We start from the raw sequence: 16,588 nt of genomic DNA, 5'->3' as shown, positions 1-16,588 counted from the left end.
GTCCGATCTTCATCAGGTGGTTGCAACGACGGCACGGCGCCGGTTGAGAGCGAACCCGCCAGCCACCGCGACGAGCATTAGCAACTGGGCACCCATCGACTGCACGGTCGGGAAGATGCCGAGCACCGAGACCCGAATTCCGCCCGCGAGCGGCGCAATGTCGATTATGCCGGCTTCCTGCAGCGCCGACACACCCTTGCCGGCGAGTACGATCGTGAGAAGCGCCATCAGCCACGCGCTGTAGGCGAAGAACTTCGCGATCGGCAGGTCGCGACTGTAGCGCAGCATCCCCCAGGCAATGAAGCCGAGCAGCAGGACCGCCGAGCCAGCGCCAGCCAGCATGACCCCGCCATTACCCTGGGTCCAGAGCGCGGCATAAAACAGGATGGTCTCGAACACCTCGCGATAGACGACAATGAAGGCCAGGCCGAACAGGAACCAAGCCGATTGCCGTGACAGTGCGTGCGACATTTTTTCGCGGATGTAGCGCTGCCATTGGTCCGCCTGCGCCTTGCCGTGCATCCAGATACCCACGGAGAGCAGGACGATGCCCGCGAACAGCGATCCAAAGCCTTCGGTCAACTCCCGGCTCGCGCCACTGATCCCGATCGCATAGGTTGCTACCGCCCAGGTCAGGCCGCCCGCCGCCAGCGCGCCGATCCAACCGCCATGAACATAGGGCAGCACCTCGGGTCGCTCGGCCTTGCGAAGGAAGGCGATCATCGCAACGACGATCAGCAGAGCTTCGAGCCCCTCGCGCAGCAGGATGGTGAACGCGCCCAGAAAGGTCGAAGCGCTGCTCGCCGCGTCCGGGGACAAGGCTGCATCGGCGTCGTCGAACAAGCCATCGAGCACCTGAACACGGCTCGCTATCTCGTCGGCGGGTCGACCTTGCTGGAGCGAGGCCCGAAATTCGCCCATGGCGCTTTCGATATGCCCCATGAGCGTTGCGTCACGCGCGGTCAGCATCGGTTCGAGCGGTTCGAATCCGTCGAGATAGGCCGATAGAGCCAGCTCCTGCGCACTGTGGCGGTCGCCCGCGCGATAGGCCGCAAGGCTCTGTCCAAGCTTCGCGCGTGCCACATCAAGGGAGCCGGATGCCTGCTGAACGACCGCTTCCGGGTGGCGGCGCAAATAAGCAATGACCGTATCGGCCTTGTCTGCTCCCACGTCTTTGGCGAGGATCGCCGGAGTCATCCCGGCCAACGCGGTCAGATCGGGAATCCGCTGGCGAAGGCTAGGATCGGCTTTCCAGAGCCGTTCGCCTTCCTTAGCGGCGGCATCGGAAAAGGCGAAATGTCCAGCATAGAAGGCAAGCGCCCAGCGATCATCGGATGGCAGCGATGAGAAGCTTTGCATCGCGGTGCCGTCGATGCCCTGGTCAATCACCTGATAGAGCGCGAAGGGGCTGCGCTGGCGGGCGCGAGCAACGTCGGTGAACGCGATTGGCGGGGTGGCGAGCTTGGCGGCGTTCGGGCCGCGACCGTCGCCGGCCGCACCGTGGCAGCTCGCGCAATTCTGGGCGAAGAGCGTCGCACCACGAGCGAAATCGGGCGCCTTGGCTGGAGCAAGCGGGACCGGATAGGCCTTGAGCAGATCGGCGGCGAGACCATGGGCAAGGTCGGCAACCTGGTTCGGTGAGCCCTTGGCGGCAACAACCGCCTGAAGCCGTACCGCACGATCGATGAGCCTGCTGCGCTCGGGTGTTGGCGGCAGCGTCGCGAGACGCGCGGAGACCGACGCTGCAAACTCGGTCATTTCGCTATATTCGGACGCGCTCTTGACCTTTCCGCCGGAGACCGCGCCACCGTAATCGACTGCCATGTAGTCGAGCAGCCGCCATGCGGTCTGGACGTCAACTGTTTCGGCTTGGGCGATGGCGCTTGCGCCCAATGCGCAGGACGCAGCAGCAAGCACCGTCAATACGCGGAACACCCATCGGTGGAGTGAGGGTGCTCGCCCGCAGATCGACAAAAGGCAGAGGCTGCTCGAGGACGTAAACATCCGCTTCTTTTAGACCCTCTAGCAGCTAGAGGGTCAAGCAGTTTTTGCGACTTGTTTGCATTAACGCAGCTAACCGCAAAAGCAAATCTGAGCCTGCCGCCCCCTCCTAACCGCCCGCGGCAGAATCCGGCGCCAGGGTTTCAATGATGCGGCATTCCGAAATGGTGCCGTGCCCACACTGGACGATCACGCTGCTCAATTCCGAGCGTAGCGTATTCAGATCCCGAAGCTTTCGGTCGATTTCGGCAAGATGATCGCGGGCGATCGTGTCCACAGCCTTGCACGAGATGCCCTTCTGGTCAGCGAGCTTGAGAAGCTCCTGGACCTGGCCGATTGAGAAACCCAGCGCGCGGGCGCGGCGGATGAAGCTGAGCCGTGCGAGATGCTGCGCAGAGTAGGCCCGATAATTGCCCTTGGTCCGACCCGGCGGGGCAAGCAAGCCCACACTCTCATAGTAGCGAATTGTCTCTACCTTCGTTCCGGTCGCGGTGGCGAGCTTTCCGATGCTGAGTAGCTCGACGGACATATCGTTTGACCCTCTAGTGACTTCAGGCTTTATAGAGGATGTCATTTCGAAGAGTCGAGGTGACGATATGATCGAGCAAACCGACGCACGCGCTTTAGCGATGGACCGCTGGTGGCGCTTCAAGGTCCGCGGGCTCGACTGCCAGAATGAGGTTCGACTCATCAAGGAGGTTCTCGTACCCCTTATCGGAGACGAGCAGCGTCTGTCGTTCCAGCCAAAGCACGGTTTCCTTGATGTCGACGTCGACTCAGGCATCGGGGTGGAGGCAGTGATTGAGGCCGTATCAACCACCGGGATGATAGCCGAATTGATCACCGCGGATGCGTTCACCGAGGATAAAGCAGAGGCCGACAGTTGCAGCAGCTGCTCGGGCGAACCGGTGCCTGCCCAACAGACGCTTCCCGACCGTCCGGATAGTGTCATCTTCAAAATCCACGGCATGGACTGCGGTGACGAAGTCGCAGTTCTCAAGCGCGAAGTCGGGCCGGTCGTTGGGTTGGGAAACCTGTCGTTTGATCTTATCAATGGCCGCATGTCCGTCGTGGGTACTTCGGACGCTGTACATCATGCCGGAATATTGAAGGCGGTCGAGCGCGCCGGCATGCGCGCCGAACTCTGGAAAGACGGCAAGAACAGTGCCGGTGCGCAAGGCGAGCAGCGTCGGCGCCGCATCCAGGCCGCGCTGACGATCGGGAGCGGCGTGTTGGTCGCGACGGGCTTTGCGATCCATGTCCGCGCGAGCGGCCTCGCTGCGGTGCTCCACGAGAGTCTGGCGCGTGAGACCCATCCCCCGCTCCTCGCCATGCTCGCCTATTCGCTGGCGATCCTCTCGGCGGTTCGGTACGTCGCCCCAAAGGCGATCCTTGCCGCGCGACGGCTCCGGCCAGACATGAACCTGCTCATGATCGTCGCGGTGGCAGGCGCCTTGGGCATCGGGCAATGGTTCGAAGCGGCGACGGTCGCATTCTTCTTCGCCCTCGCTCTCGCTCTCGAAGCGTGGAGCCTCGGACGTGCCCGCCGCGCCGTCGCCGCACTCATGGACATCGCGCCCGACACCGCCCGGATACGGGATGCCGCAGGCGTCGAGAAGGATGTGCCGGTCGCTGACGTCGCGGTCGGTACGCAGGTGATCGTTCCGCCCGGCGGCAAGATTCCGCTCGACGGGCGTGTGGTTGCGGGAACGAGCGCGGTCGATCAGGCGCCGATTACGGGCGAGAGCGTCCCCGTCACCGTCACGCATGGCGCAACGGTCTTTGCCGGGACCATCAACGGCATGGGCGCGATCGAGATCGTAACGACGCGGCCGGCCTCGGACACAACGCTCGCCCGTATCGTGCGCATGGTCGGTGAAGCGCAGAGCAAGCGTGCGCCGACCGAACAGTGGGTGGAGCGCTTCGCGCGGATCTACACGCCGGTTGTGATGCTGCTCGCGCTGGCAGTATTCCTTGTGCCGCCGCTTCTGCTCGGGGGCAGTTGGGCTGCCTGGTTTTATCAGGCGCTGGTTCTGCTCGTCATAGCCTGCCCTTGCGCCTTGGTCATCTCGACCCCCGTCAGCATCGTCGCGGGACTGACCGGCGCGGCCAAGCAGGGCGTGCTGGTCAAGGGAGGCATCCATCTAGAAATGCCTGCCCGCATCACCGCGATCGCGATGGACAAGACGGGCACGCTCACGCTTGGACGTCCCAAGGTTGTCGAGCTGGTCCCGCTTGGCGGCCGGGACGAGCTAGAACTCTTGGCGATTGCCGCGGCCATCGAAGCGCGAAGCGAGCACCCTATTGCGCGTGCGATCCTCGACGCCGCAGCAGGACGCGGCGTTGACGTGGTCCCTGCAAAAGCCGTGACGGCGTTGCCCGGCAAAGGCGTCGTTGGCACGATCGGCGGTCGAGAGGCCTGGGTCGGATCGCTGGGCTATCTTGGAGAGCGTCTTGGGGGCGCTCGCGATGATGCGCTCACCCTCCAATTGCATCGGATAGCCGTAGCTGGACTGACCGGGATCATTGTCGGTGAAGCGGCGTCAGTCGTCGGATTGATTGCGGTCGGTGACGCCGTGCGTCCCGAGGCAAGGCAGGTCGTCGCGCAGCTGCATGAACTTGGCATCGCGCAGATCGTCATGCTGACCGGAGACAGTCGCGCGCCTGCCCAGGCCATCGGGCGCGACACCGGCATTGATGAAGTTCACGCCGAGCTGCTTCCGGAACAAAAGGTCGAGGCGATAGAAAGGCTGGTAGCACAGCACGGCCTCGTCGCCATGGTCGGCGACGGCGTCAATGACGCTCCGGCGATGGCGCGCTCGGGCCTCGGTATCGCAATGGGCGCGATTGGCAGCGACGCGGCGATCGAAACAGCAGATATCGCGCTGATGCAGGACGATCTCTCTCGCCTGCCGTGGCTCATTCGGCATTCGAGGGCGACGCTCGCCGTCATCCGGCAGAACATCGGCTTCTCGCTGGCGATAAAGCTCGTTTTCGCAGGCCTGACGCTGCTTGGCATGGCGTCGCTCTGGGGCGCGATTGCAGCGGATGTGGGCGCATCCCTCCTGGTCGTGCTCAATGGCATGCGTCTTGTCGGTCGTGGCGAGCGGGTTCAATAATCCGGTTACCCCGGGCAGCGAAGCAACAATTTAGGCTCACCCACCACCCAATAGGACTGTACTGACATGGCCGGACAATGTGCCGCGGGCATCGACACAGGCTTCGTGACACTGGGCTATGCCAAGGTCGCCATATTGGGAGTGGTGCAAGGCATCACCGAGCTTCTGCCGATTTCGTCGACAGCCCATATGCGCGTCGTGCCGGCTCTGTTGGGATGGCGGGATCCCGGCTCGGCTTTTTCAGCCGCGATGCAGCTCGCCGCGCTCGTCGCCGTGATCAGCTATTTCTGGCAGGACGTTCGCCGCCTAGTGGTCGGTTCCGTGTCGGCGATCGCCCATCGACAGTTCGCCGACCCCAATCTTCGTCTGGCCATCTGGATCGCTCTCGCGACGGTGCCGATCGTGCTGGCGGGCGCCTTACTGTCGAACAGCCTCAATACATGCAACTCGCCCTTTCGCGCCCTGTCCGTGATTGGCTGGGCCTGCATCGCGATGGCAGGGCTGATGGGTCTCACCGAGATACTGGCGCGCCACCGCCGGAGCGTTGAGGAGGCATCGCTACTTGACGCGCTGCTCGTCGGCTTGGCGCAGGTTGGCGCCCTCATTCCGGGGGTCTCGCGTTCCGGCTCGACCCTTACCGCCGCGCTCGCATTTGGGTTCAAGCGCGAGGAAGCAGCACGCTTCTCGTTCCTGTTGGGCATTCCGGCCATCGCACTGGCCGGAATGAAGGAGTTGTGGGAGTTGCACAAAGCCCATCTCGATACGCATGGCTGGTCCGTTCTGGCCCTCGGTCTGGTGATCGCATCCGTTTCTGCGTTCGCGGCAATCTGGGCGCTGATGCGCATACTCGAACGCTTTTCCGCATGGCCATTTGTTATCTACCGCGGGATGCTGGGCGTTCTTCTGCTGGTTGCAACCAGCAACACCTGGCTGACTTGAAGCAAGCGATTTGGGCAAGGAACGCCGCCGGCGTTCAGGTCATTGACTGTCGCCCTCCCCAAACAGTTTCGGCGGCCACCGTGCCCAGCCTCCCCGAGACCCCAGGCCTGCTCAACGACGATACGAGTGCCAATGATGCAAGTCGCGACAATGAACATAGCAAACACGCCATCTCTTCACGGAAGGCCTTGATCCCCTAGCGGCGGGGGAATGTGCTGTCCGATCGCAAGGTTGTCCTCGAAGGCCTTTCGACGTTTCAGTTCAGCATTGGGTTGGCAAGCCCGAGCGTAGCTGTCTCGGCACCAATACAGCTTGTCGCGCGGGTAGCAGTTGTTAGCTGTAATCGGCCGGACCTGATACGGCTCACGGGCGGACACATGTTGGCGTGCAACGAGGCATTCGTTGGCATCGCGATCTGGTCGCTGCCGGTTCCAATCTTGGGCATGTTGATCCAGTCCGACATCGTGGCGGGGCTAGCGATTGCCGCGATCACATTCAGCGGACCGCGGACAATGTGCAAATCAGTGGGCACCCGACATGATCGCCGGAACTGCACGCCCGAACGGCATCAGCAAGCACCCGCTCCATGCGCTTCAAGTCGGCGATTCGCGCGCGAACCTGCTTCAAATGCAGGGTTGCGATTTCGCGGGCATCGTCACATGAAACATCATCGGCGGTGGCGATACCGAGCAGCGCGCGAATCTCGTTCAGTGTGAAGCCCAGCTCCCGCGCGCGCCGGACGAAATGCAGCCGCTCGACATCCGCCAGGCCGAAGCTCCGATACCGGCCCCGTCGCGCGGCCTTCGGCAGGAGTCCGATGCGTTCATAATAGCGGATCGTCTCGATATTGCAGCGCGTGCGCCGCGACAGCTCCCCGATCGGGATTGTCTCCGATGTCGTCATTTCCGCTACTCGAAATTTGGGGGTTGAGTCTGTAGTGGCTACAGACAGTAGGGTGCGCTCCGATCGATCACAAGGAGTCGCCCCATCATGTCCAGACCGCCTGACCTGCACCGTTCTTCAGGAGCGCGCAGCGCTGCGCTTCTCACGGTCGGCGGCATTGCAGCGGCCTTCGGCGTGGCATCTTGTTGCGCGCTGCCGATATTGCTCACCACCACCGGCCTGGGCGCCGGATGGCTCGGCGGCATTGCCATGGCTGCCAGCCCCTATCGAACGCTCCTGCTGAGCTTGAGCGCGCTTTTCCTGATGGGCGGTGCGATCCTGCTCTGGCGGCAGCAGCGCGCGGCGATGACCTGCGGCCCAGATGGCGCCTGCACACCGCCTACCATGCGTGCGATCCTTCTTATCGGTTTGCTGCTCGGCGCAATCCTCCTCTGGCTTGGCTATTCCTATGTCTGAGGGTGCCTTCGTTCCCCAATCGAACCTCACCTGTCCGCTGTGCGGCACGGCGAAGACGGAGACGATGCCGACAAACGCCTGCCAGTATTTCTATGATTGTACCGGCTGCGGGGCGGTTCTGCGGCCGAAGGCCGGCGATTGCTGCGTATTCTGTTCCTATGGCACCGTGCCATGCCCACCGATCCAGCTCGCCGGACCGGATGCTTCCTGCTGCACCTGACGATCGACGGCCATAACGGGCCGCGGGTGCCCCGGCGGCCCAACCGGAGCGAGATCGGAAACCGGCGGCATTGCTTAATTCTCGAACCCTGGCCCCTGCCGCAGGATCGGCCTAGCGCGCCTCGAGGCCGCCCGTCGGCGCGTCAATGCGCATGGCGGTGCCGGTGATGCAGGTCGGGATAATGGGCGTGGCGGTGGACCATCGGCGCGTGCTGATGCCAATGGCTATGCGGCTCGTCCGGCGCGATGCCCGGCGGGTGATCATGCTGATGGTGGCTGTCGTGGACGTGGCGATGCTCATGCTCGAGCGCCTCGTGCATATGTCCGTGGACATGGGATTCGGTCAGATGCAGCCAGAGACCGACGGCCATCAAGAGCCCGGCGGCCAACAGCGGCAGAGTAACCGGCTCGCCGAAGAGGGCGATGGCCAGCAGCGCGCCAATGAAGGGGGCGGTCGAGAAATAGGCTCCAGACCGCGCCGTGCCGAGGTGCCGCAGGGCAAGCACGAACATCACGAGGCTGACGCCATAGCCGAGAAAGCCGATCAGTGCTGCGCCTGCAATCACCGGCAGGGCTGGGAGCGATGCTCCCAACGTCAAAGCCAGTAGGAGATTGACGGCACCTGCCGCCAGCCCCTTGAGCATGGCGATCTGCACCGGATCGGCGCTGCTCAGCTTGCGTGTGAGGTTGTTGTCGATGCCCCAGGCGAGACAGGCGCCGGCGATCGCCAGCATGCCTAAGCCGCCGTCGGCCGGCCCGCCGCGCCAGGACAGCAACGCTGCGCCGCCCAGGATTGCTGCCGCGCCGATCAGCAGGCGCCGATCGACATTCTCCCGGAAGACCAGCCAGGCGATGGCGAGCGTCGCCAAGCCTTCCAGGTTGAGCAGCAGCGAGGCCGTGGATGCCGGCGTCGTTGCCAGCCCGGCCATCAGCAGGACTGGCGCGATTGCGCCCCCGGACAGGATGACGAGCGCCAGCCAGGGCAGATCGGCGCGGGCGAGCGAGGCTTCCCCCGCGCCGTCCCCGAACATCCTGCGGGCAGCATGAACAATCGCAAGGCCGGTACCCGAGCCCAAGTATAGCAGGCTCGCAAGCAGCCACGGGCTGACTCCGTTGCCGAGTACCAGCTTGGCCAATGGCGTACTCGTGCCGAACAATATGGCTGACAGGATCGCCAGCAACGCGCCCGGCGCGGGCACCTTTGTATACCGACTCACACAATGAATCCTGAACGGCAAAGCTTGATCATAGCGCTGGACCAGCCGGCGCCAAAATCGGTAGGTCAGGGCTGCTTGTGGATCGCGGTCACCTCGCCGGCGTTGCCGGTCAGCGTGAGGTCGAAATCGACCTTGTCGCCGACCTTGACCGCGTCGGTGATCGCAGGCGCTGCCTTGAATGCCATCGTCATCGCCGGCCACTTGGCTTCGGGGATCGGGCCATGGTCGAGCGTGATCGTGCCCGCCGCCTTGTCGATCGCGGTGACCGTGCCATGGCCCTTGGCCTTGATCGCCGCGGTCGCCGCCGGCGCCATCGCCATGTTGCCCATATCGACGCTCATAGTCGCGGCGGGTGCCGCCTGGTTGGTCTCGGCCGCAACGGGCGTCTCCGCCCTCTTGCCGCAGGCGGCAGTCAGGGCGGCGAGGCCAAGGGCGATGGTCAGTCGTGTATAGTTCATGGTCTTCTCCTTCATGAAATGAGAGGTTGAGGTATGGGCTTGGTCTTCGGCCGTCTGAGCAAGAGATAGGCGGCGGGAAGGACGAACATCGACAGCAGCGGCGCGGTCAGCATGCCGCCGATCATCGGCGCGGCGATCCGGCTCATCACCTCCGAGCCCGCGCCCGAGCCGAGCAGGATCGGCAGCAGGCCGGCGAGAATCACGGCGACCGTCATCGCCTTGGGCCGGACGCGCAGCAGCGCACCCTCGCGCACCGCGGCCTTGACCTCGGCGGCGTCCGGATCAGCATTGCGCTCCTCGAGCGCGTTCTTCAGGTAGATCAGCATCACCACGCCGAACTCGGCGGAGACACCGGCCAGCGCGATGAACCCGACCCCGGTTGCGACCGACTGGTTGAAGCCGAGCAGGTAGAGCGTCCAGATGCCGCCGGTGAGCGCGAAGGGCAGCGTACCCATGATCAGCGCGGCTTCGTCGAACCGGCCGAAGATCATGTAGAGCAGCACGAAAATGATCAGCAGCGTCGCCGGTACGACCAGCTTGAGCTTGTCGATGGCGCGCTGGAGATATTCGAACTGGCCGGAATAGGCGATGCTCACCCCGGGCGAGAGTTTCACCTGTTTCGCCACCGCACGCTGCAGGTCGCCGACCACCGACGCGAGATCGCGCCCGCGCACGTCCACATAGACCCAGGTCGAGGGCCGGGCATTCTCGGTCTTGAGCATCGGTGGCCCCTCGGCGATCGAGACATTGGCCACGGTGCCGAGCGTGATCTGCTGGCCCGAGGGCGTCAGGACCGGCAATGTCCGCAGACCCTCCAGGCTATCGCGCAACTCGCGCGGATAGCGCACGCTGATCGGATAGCGGGCGAGACCCTCGACGGTTTCGCCGATCGTCTCGCCGCCGATCGCGCCCGAGACGATCGCCTGCACGTCGGTGATGTTGAGCCCGAACCGCGCCGCCGCGGCCCGGTCGATGTCGACATCGACATAGCGCCCGCCGGTCAGCCGCTCGGCCAGCGCCGAGCTGACCCCAGGCACGGTCTTGGCGACCGTCTCGACATCATGGGCGATGCGGTCGAGCTGAGCGAGGTCGGCGCCCGACACCTTGACCCCGATCGGACTCTTGATGCCGGTGGCGAGCATGTCGATTCGGTTGCGGATCGGCGGCACCCAGACATTGGCAAGGCCGGGGAGCTTCACCGTGCGGTCCAGCTCCTCGACCAGTTTCTCAGGCGTGATGCCGGGCCGCCACTGATCGCGCGGCTTGAACTGGATCGTCGTCTCGAACATCTCCAGCGGCGCCGGATCGGTTACGGTCTCGGCGCGGCCGGCCTTGCCGAACACGGTCTCGACCTCGGGCACGGTCTTGATCAATCGGTCGGTCTGCTGGAGCAGTTGCGAGGCCTTCGCCGCCGAGAGGCCCGGCAAGGCTGACGGCATGTAGAGCAGGTCGCCTTCGTCGAGATTGGGCATGAACTCGCCGCCGAGCCGGGTCAGCGGCCAGGCCGTGGTCGCGAAGACGAGCGCCGCAATCAGCAGCACCGTCTTGGGCCGCTCCATCGTCCAGTCGATCGCGGGCCGGTAGAGGTTGGTCAGCCAGCGATTGACCGGATTGGCCTGCTCAGCCGGGATGCGACCGCGGATCAGCCAGCCCATCAGGATCGGCACCAGGGTCACCGACAGGATCGCCGCCGACGCCATCGCATAGGTCTTGGTAAAGGCGAGCGGCGCGAACAGCCGGCCTTCCTGCGCCTCCAAAGTGAACACCGGAATGAAGGAGAGCGTGATGATCAGCAGGCTGAAGAACAAGGCCGGGCCGACCTCGGCGGCGGCCTCGGTGACGACGATCCAGCGCATCTCGCCCTCGAGGTGCTCGCCTGGATGCTCCTCCTCCCAGCGCTCGATCTTCTTGTGGGCGTTCTCGATCATGACGACGGCAGCATCGACCATCGCGCCGATCGCGATGGCAATGCCGCCCAGCGACATGATGTTGGCGTTCACCCCCTGGAACCGCATGACGACGAACGCGGCGAGCACGCCCAATGGCAGCGTGAGGATCGCGACCAGCGCCGATCGGACATGCCAGAGGAACAGTCCGCAGACCAATGCTACGACGATGAACTCCTCGACCAGCTTGTGGGTGAGGTTCTCGACCGCGCGATCGATGAGCTGCGAACGATCATAGACCGTCACCACCTCGACGCCGGGCGGCAGGCTTTTCTTGAGGTCCGCGAGCTTGTCCTTGACCGCCGCGATCGTTTCCCGCGCATTCTTGCCCGAACGCAGGATCACGACACCGCCGGCGACTTCGCCTTCGCCGTTCAATTCGGCGATGCCGCGTCGCATTTCAGGAACAATCTGGATCGTGGCGACATCACCCAGACGCACCGGCACGCCGCCGGCTGCCGTCTTCAAGGGAATGGCGCGGAAGTCGTCGAGCGTCTTCAGATAACCAGAGGCGCGGACCATATATTCGGCCTCGGCCATCTCCAGCACCGAGCCGCCCGCTTCCTGATTGGCCTTTTGAATGGCATCGACGGCTTGAGCGTGGGTGACGCCATAGGCTGCGAGCTTCACCGGATCGAGCAGCACCTGGTACTGCTTGACCATGCCGCCAATGCTGGCGACCTCGGCGACCCCCGTTACCGTTTTCAGCTCGTAGCGCAGGAACCAGTCCTGAAGCCCGCGAAGCTGCGAGAGATCGTGGCGGCCAGTGCGATCGACCAGCGCATATTCATAGACCCAGCCGACCCCGGTGGCGTCGGGACCGAGCGCGCTGCGGGCGCTGGCCGGCAACCGTCCCTGCACCTGGTTGAGGTATTCGAGCACGCGGCTGCGCGCCCAATAGAGGTCGGTGCCGTCCTCGAAGATCACATAGACGAAGCTGTCGCCGAAGAAGGAATAGCCGCGCACTGTCTTGGTGCCGGGCACCGACAGCATGGTGGTGGTGAGCGGATAGGTGACCTGGTTCTCGACCATCTGCGGCGCTTGGCCGGGGTAGCTGGTGCGGATGATGACCTGCGTGTCGGAGAGGTCGGGCAGCGCGTCGATTGCGGTCGATCGCACCGCCCAGACGCCCACGCCGATAAGGGCCAGTACCCCGATCAGGACGAAGAAGCGGTTCCTGACCGACCAGCGGATGAGATAGGCGATCACTGGCCAGCAACCTTCGCCATGCGGCGCACGGTCGGTCCGGCCGGTGGTTGATCGAAGCCGAAGCGGACGCGATCGCCCGTTTTCAGGCCACGCACCATCTTCGGGTCGGGAAGCTGGAAGGTCATCGTCATCGCCGGCCAGCCGATCGCCGGCACCGGCTCGTGGCTCAGCGTCACCGAAGTGGCGGTAATCTGCTCGATCTTGCCCGTCGTCTCGTAGAGCGTGGCAGTAGCGGCGGGTTTGGCAGCCGCAGCCGAAACACCTCCACCGATCGGCCGTGCTTCCACGCCCGAAAGGCTCGCTTCGGAATCGATCAGGAACTGGCCCGAGGCGACGATCTTTTCGCCTTCGCTGAGACCCGCCAGGATCTCGGTGTCATCGCCGGATTCACGGCCGGTCTGCACCTCGGCGGGCCGGTAGCGTCCCTTGTCGAGTGCGAGCATCACCAATGTCCGCTTGCCGGTGCGGATCAGCGCTTCGGAGGGCACGAGCAATGCCGGTTGCGTACTGCCGCCGAACGACACGGTCGCGAACATGCCGGGCCGCAAGCGCCCGCCCCGATTGGGAAGCTCGATCCGGACCGTGAGCGTCCGGCTGTCGACCTGAGTCGTGGGCAGGATCGCCGAGACACGGCCCGACAAGGTTTCGCCGGGGAAAGCGGCAAGCGTAGCCTGCACACTTTGTCCGGGTTTGAGCGGGCCGGCGATCGCTTCGGGCACGGCGGCATTGAGCCATACGGTGCCGAGGCCGTTGATCTCGGCGAGCGTCTGTCCTGCGGTCATTGTCATGCCGGCGCGCACGTCCAAGGTCTTGATGACTCCGCCGGTCGGTGTGGAGATCGTGACGACATTGTGCGGCCGTCCCGTTCGCTCGACCGATGCGATCGTGCCTGCCGGCATGCCGAGCAGCATGAGCCGTTGCCGTGCAGCTTGGGTCAGCGCCGCGTTGCCGGCATGGCGAACCGCCAGAAACTCGGTCTGCGCGCCACCCCATTCGGGAACGAGCAAGTCGGCGAGCGGTGCGCCCGCGCCGATCAGGTCACCGGGCGCGCGTGCATAGACCCGCTGGACGAACCCGCCTGCGCGCGTCTGGACGATCGCGACATCGCGCTGGTTGAAGTCAATCGTGCCGGTAGCGGTCAGGCTGTTCGCCAATTCGCCGCGCCGGACTGCGACCGTGCGGAGCCCCAGCGTCTGCGACATTGCCGGATCGATGCGGACGCCCGGTGCGTCGCCGCCAGCCTCGTCGGCATATTTGGGAACCAACTGCATATCCATGAACGGCGATTTGCCCGGCTTGTCGAAATGCTGCGTGGGCACCATCGGGTCGTACCAGTAGAGCACCTTGCGGCCGGCATCGGCCCCCTGAGCGACTGGAGGAGTATCGGCGGGATGGCCTGTCCAGCGCGCGATCCCATAACCGCCGGCGCCGGCGACCAGGGCGATGGCAAGACCCGTGGCCGCGAGGCGCGGGCGGAGCGTGGAAGCGGCTTCATTCATTGGTCGTCGCTCCGATAGGTGAGGGTCAGCCTTGCGCCGTCAGCGGCGACCAGGGCCTCGCGGTCGAGGGCGGTCAAAGTCGCGTCGGCCAGCGCGGCGTAGGCGTCTGATATATCCACGAGACTGGCACGCCCCGCCGCGTAGCTTGCCGTTTCCAATTTGACGCGCTGGTCGGCGAGCGGGAGCAGCGTATCCCGTGCGCGCATCCACTGTTCATGATGCATGACATGGTCGGCGAGATCGGCTTCGAGGTCGGCGGCGAGTGCGCGCCGCGCAGCCTCGCGCTGGGCCAATACTCGCCCGGCATTGGCCTGAGCCTCGGCGATCTGGGCGTTCTGACGATTGCGGGTGAAGAAGGGCAGGCTGATAGTCACGCCTGCGGAGACATAGTCGCCGAAGCGGGGATCGCGGCGCTGGTAGGCCAGGTTGACGCCGAAGTCGGAGCGCCGGCCAGCATCGGCCATTCGAACATCGGCATCGGCCTGGCCGGATTGGGCGTCGATCATCCGGATCGTGGGTTGACGATCCAGGCCAGCGCGCAGTTCGGCCCCATCGACAGGGAAGTCGGGAATAGATCCGGCAATTTCAGGCGCCGGGTCACCCGTCCATCGCGTCAGAGCAGCCCGTGCCCGCGCTATGTTTGAGACCAGTTCGCTGCGACGATCTTCTAATGAGGCGATAGCCTGTCGGCCGGCAAGAGTCTGCGCAGGCCGGGCATTGCCCGACGCGACGGCACTGGGCGTTGTCCGCACCACGCGCTCCAGACGGGCTAGAAGATCATCAAGCGCGGTCAGCCGGCGCTCGGCATAGGCAAGGTTGATCCAGGCAAGCGCAGTGCCGACCTCAACCGAACGCGCCTCAAATGCGGTGTCGGCATCTGCAGCCTTGATATCGCTGTCAGCGCGGGCGCGTTGCGCACGGCGCTTGGCGAGGTTGGGAATATCCTGGGACACGCCCACCCGCGCCATCGTGAAATTGTCCTGCCCGGGAGCAAACGCCAATGGCCCCGAGATCGGGAAACTGTCGAGCCCAACGGCCAGAGTCGGATCAGGTAGCGATCCGGCGCCGCCACGAGCGGAACGAGCGGCCTCGGCGGCGAGCGCCTTGGCCTTGATCGACGGCGCTTCCTGCCGCGCGCGCTGGAGCGCAGCGTCGAAAGTGAGGGGACCAGCGAATGCAACGCCGGGGATCGCCGCGAGCAGCGGCAGACAAACAAACAATCGCATGGAAAACTCCTGATCGGAGGATCAGGCCGGCGTCGCGCACTCTGGCAGGCATGTCAGTGGCGGCGGGATGGGGGCAATCCCGCCGCCACTGCTGGCCTGGCCGTCTATGCGACCTTACACGGCCAGAGGCTGTGCCTAGCCGGCCGAGGGAGCCGACGAAGGCGATGCCATGCTATGCATCTCCTTCATGCAGTCCGCCGCGCTCATCTTCATCATGTCGCAGTTGCAGTTCGCCATCTGCGGAGCATCGGGCACCCAGACGCGACGGGGGCTCATAGATGGCGCACGCGGGCCATAGTTTGGCGATTGACGCCATTCATAATGGCCAGACTGCGAGTTTGTGTTGGGTTCGCCGGCGAAAGCGGCAACGGGAGCGGCAAGCGCAATGCCCAGCAGGGCATAGAAAACACGGTTCTTCATGACTGTAATCCTTGGGCAAAATATCGTGGTAGCCGCGGGTCAGACAGGATTTTCAGATGCGCGATAGACGCAAGAATCCTGTCAGCCTGGCAGCCGGTGTCGATCAGCCAAGGAGAGTCGGTGGTTCCGGTTCGGGAGTGAGGTCACTGCCGTGCAGGACAGTGATGGTTGCCCAGAAGGGCAGAGCTGGACTGGCTTCGCGTGCTTCCAGCATAGGCGCGTCATTACGAACGGCCAGCGGAACGACGCAGCCCATGGCCGCGATGCATTCCAGGGTTATGCCCTTGCAAGGCTTCTGAGCAGGTTGTTGCTGCTGTGCCATTATCTTCATGCAGTCTTCCGACATCCCAGCCACGGCCTGCACAGACGTGGCCATTGGGGCGGACATCGCAGGCGGAGCGGACGCAAAGGCCGCCGCTTGGCCAATCAAGCCAACCATGGCTCCCAGAAGGAGAAGAAGTTGCAAAACGCGTTTCACAGCCGTTATTTATTACGCCTCGTAGCATCAAAGATCAACGAGATGGTCACCCGCCGTGTCGGGCAAATACCGTCTGACCCGCCGATCCGAAGGCGATGACAGAGTAGGGTTGTGGTTTTTGGCCGGGGACTTGCATCCCCGGAGAACCCAGCGGCATGCCCGCTACGGCCAATCCCTTTACGCCCTTCGGGCGCTTCGCGATCGCGCGCTTCATGTCGGCAATGGGAACGTGGCCCTCGAAAACTATGCCATCGACAATTGCAGTATGGCATGATGCCAGCGCAGCGGGCACGCCTTGAGCGCGTTGAAAGCGGCCGCGTTGCTGGTCGTCGACGATATTGACGCTTTGTCCAAATTGTCTGCGCACCTGGGCCGCCCACTGTTCGCAGCAACCGCAACCAGGGTCACGATGCATGATGATCGGGGCAGCTTCGGCGCTGGCGACGGAGAAGGCTGCTATGAACGCAGCGAGGGCAAATTTGAGTGTCATACGATCCC

14 protein-coding genes are annotated in these 16,588 nt (G+C 64.2%); 4 read left to right on the top strand and 10 right to left on the bottom strand.

The features are described 5' to 3' along the window. Nucleotides 1-12 precede the first annotated feature (12 nt). A complete protein-coding gene (locus Q0082_RS02975; protein WP_366522486.1) occupies nt 13-1,893 on the bottom strand; it encodes a cytochrome c/FTR1 family iron permease in 1,881 nt (626 codons plus the stop codon). Nucleotides 1,894-2,110: 217 nt separating this feature from the next. Further along, nucleotides 2,111-2,530: a helix-turn-helix domain-containing protein gene (locus tag Q0082_RS02970; RefSeq protein WP_054435807.1), complete on the bottom strand. Its 420-nt coding sequence runs from the start codon at nt 2,528-2,530 to the stop codon at nt 2,111-2,113. A gap of 67 nt (nt 2,531-2,597) precedes the next feature. On the opposite strand from Q0082_RS02970, the gene Q0082_RS02965 reads away from it, so the two are divergent. Together Q0082_RS02965 and Q0082_RS02960 are read left to right on the top strand one after the other, a co-directional pair. Beyond that, entirely contained in the window at nt 2,598-5,120 is a 2,523-nt protein-coding gene (locus tag Q0082_RS02965) for a heavy metal translocating P-type ATPase (RefSeq protein ID WP_298189692.1), read from the top strand. Between the two features lie 66 nt (nt 5,121-5,186). Further along, on the top strand, nt 5,187-6,059 hold the full coding sequence (locus tag Q0082_RS02960) for an undecaprenyl-diphosphate phosphatase (protein ID WP_298189690.1): 873 nt from the start codon (nt 5,187-5,189) through the stop codon (nt 6,057-6,059). Between the two features lie 495 nt (nt 6,060-6,554). Here the strand turns inward: Q0082_RS02960 and Q0082_RS02955 are convergent, their stop codons facing one another. Further along, the gene (locus Q0082_RS02955) at nt 6,555-6,962 is read right to left on the bottom strand and encodes a helix-turn-helix domain-containing protein (protein WP_298189688.1); all 408 of its coding nucleotides are present in this window, start codon (nt 6,960-6,962) and stop codon (nt 6,555-6,557) included. Nucleotides 6,963-7,049: 87 nt separating this feature from the next. Here Q0082_RS02955 and Q0082_RS02950 point away from each other — a divergent pair, with 87 nt between their 5' ends. Further along, nucleotides 7,050-7,418 (top strand): mercuric transporter MerT family protein, encoded by a 369-nt coding sequence (locus Q0082_RS02950; RefSeq protein WP_298189686.1) that lies wholly within the window; start codon nt 7,050-7,052, stop codon nt 7,416-7,418. Continuing rightward, nucleotides 7,411-7,638 carry a GDCCVxC domain-containing (seleno)protein gene (locus Q0082_RS02945; RefSeq protein ID WP_298189684.1) on the top strand — a complete coding sequence of 76 codons (228 nt, stop codon included), beginning with the start codon at nt 7,411-7,413 and terminating at the stop codon, nt 7,636-7,638. Before Q0082_RS02950 ends, Q0082_RS02945 begins: the two co-directional genes overlap by 8 nt. A 142-nt stretch (nt 7,639-7,780) precedes the next feature. Here Q0082_RS02945 and Q0082_RS02940 read toward each other — a convergent pair whose 3' ends face one another. From Q0082_RS02940 to Q0082_RS02910, 7 genes are all read right to left on the bottom strand, one after another. Continuing rightward, nucleotides 7,781-8,836 carry a DMT family transporter gene (locus Q0082_RS02940; protein ID WP_298189681.1) on the bottom strand — a complete coding sequence of 352 codons (1,056 nt, stop codon included), beginning with the start codon at nt 8,834-8,836 and terminating at the stop codon, nt 7,781-7,783. Nucleotides 8,837-8,919: 83 nt separating this feature from the next. Continuing rightward, the gene (locus Q0082_RS02935; RefSeq protein ID WP_298189679.1) at nt 8,920-9,312 is read right to left on the bottom strand and encodes a copper-binding protein; all 393 of its coding nucleotides are present in this window, start codon (nt 9,310-9,312) and stop codon (nt 8,920-8,922) included. Between the two features lie 11 nt (nt 9,313-9,323). Beyond that, entirely contained in the window at nt 9,324-12,467 is a 3,144-nt protein-coding gene (locus Q0082_RS02930) for an efflux RND transporter permease subunit (protein WP_298189677.1), read from the bottom strand. Then, nucleotides 12,464-13,966 carry an efflux RND transporter periplasmic adaptor subunit gene (locus Q0082_RS02925; protein ID WP_298189675.1) on the bottom strand — a complete coding sequence of 501 codons (1,503 nt, stop codon included), beginning with the start codon at nt 13,964-13,966 and terminating at the stop codon, nt 12,464-12,466. The genes Q0082_RS02930 and Q0082_RS02925 overlap by 4 nt, the downstream gene beginning before the upstream one ends. Further along, complete coding sequence (locus Q0082_RS02920) at nt 13,963-15,192, bottom strand: TolC family protein (RefSeq protein WP_298189673.1); 1,230 nt, start codon at nt 15,190-15,192, stop codon at nt 13,963-13,965. Before Q0082_RS02920 ends, Q0082_RS02925 begins: the two co-directional genes overlap by 4 nt. 523 nt (nt 15,193-15,715) lie before the next feature. After that, the gene (locus Q0082_RS02915; RefSeq protein WP_231635644.1) at nt 15,716-15,943 is read right to left on the bottom strand and encodes a hypothetical protein; all 228 of its coding nucleotides are present in this window, start codon (nt 15,941-15,943) and stop codon (nt 15,716-15,718) included. Between the two features lie 193 nt (nt 15,944-16,136). Next, a complete protein-coding gene (locus Q0082_RS02910; protein ID WP_298189670.1) occupies nt 16,137-16,580 on the bottom strand; it encodes a DUF411 domain-containing protein in 444 nt (147 codons plus the stop codon). Between the last annotated feature and the right edge of the window lie 8 nt (nt 16,581-16,588).

It is taken from the genome of Novosphingobium sp. (assembly GCF_027489515.1).
In the GTDB taxonomy this organism is placed as follows: Bacteria; Pseudomonadota; Alphaproteobacteria; order Sphingomonadales; family Sphingomonadaceae; genus Novosphingobium.
Note: the sequence above shows the minus strand (reverse complement) of the source record. Positions and strands in the feature narration are given on the sequence as shown.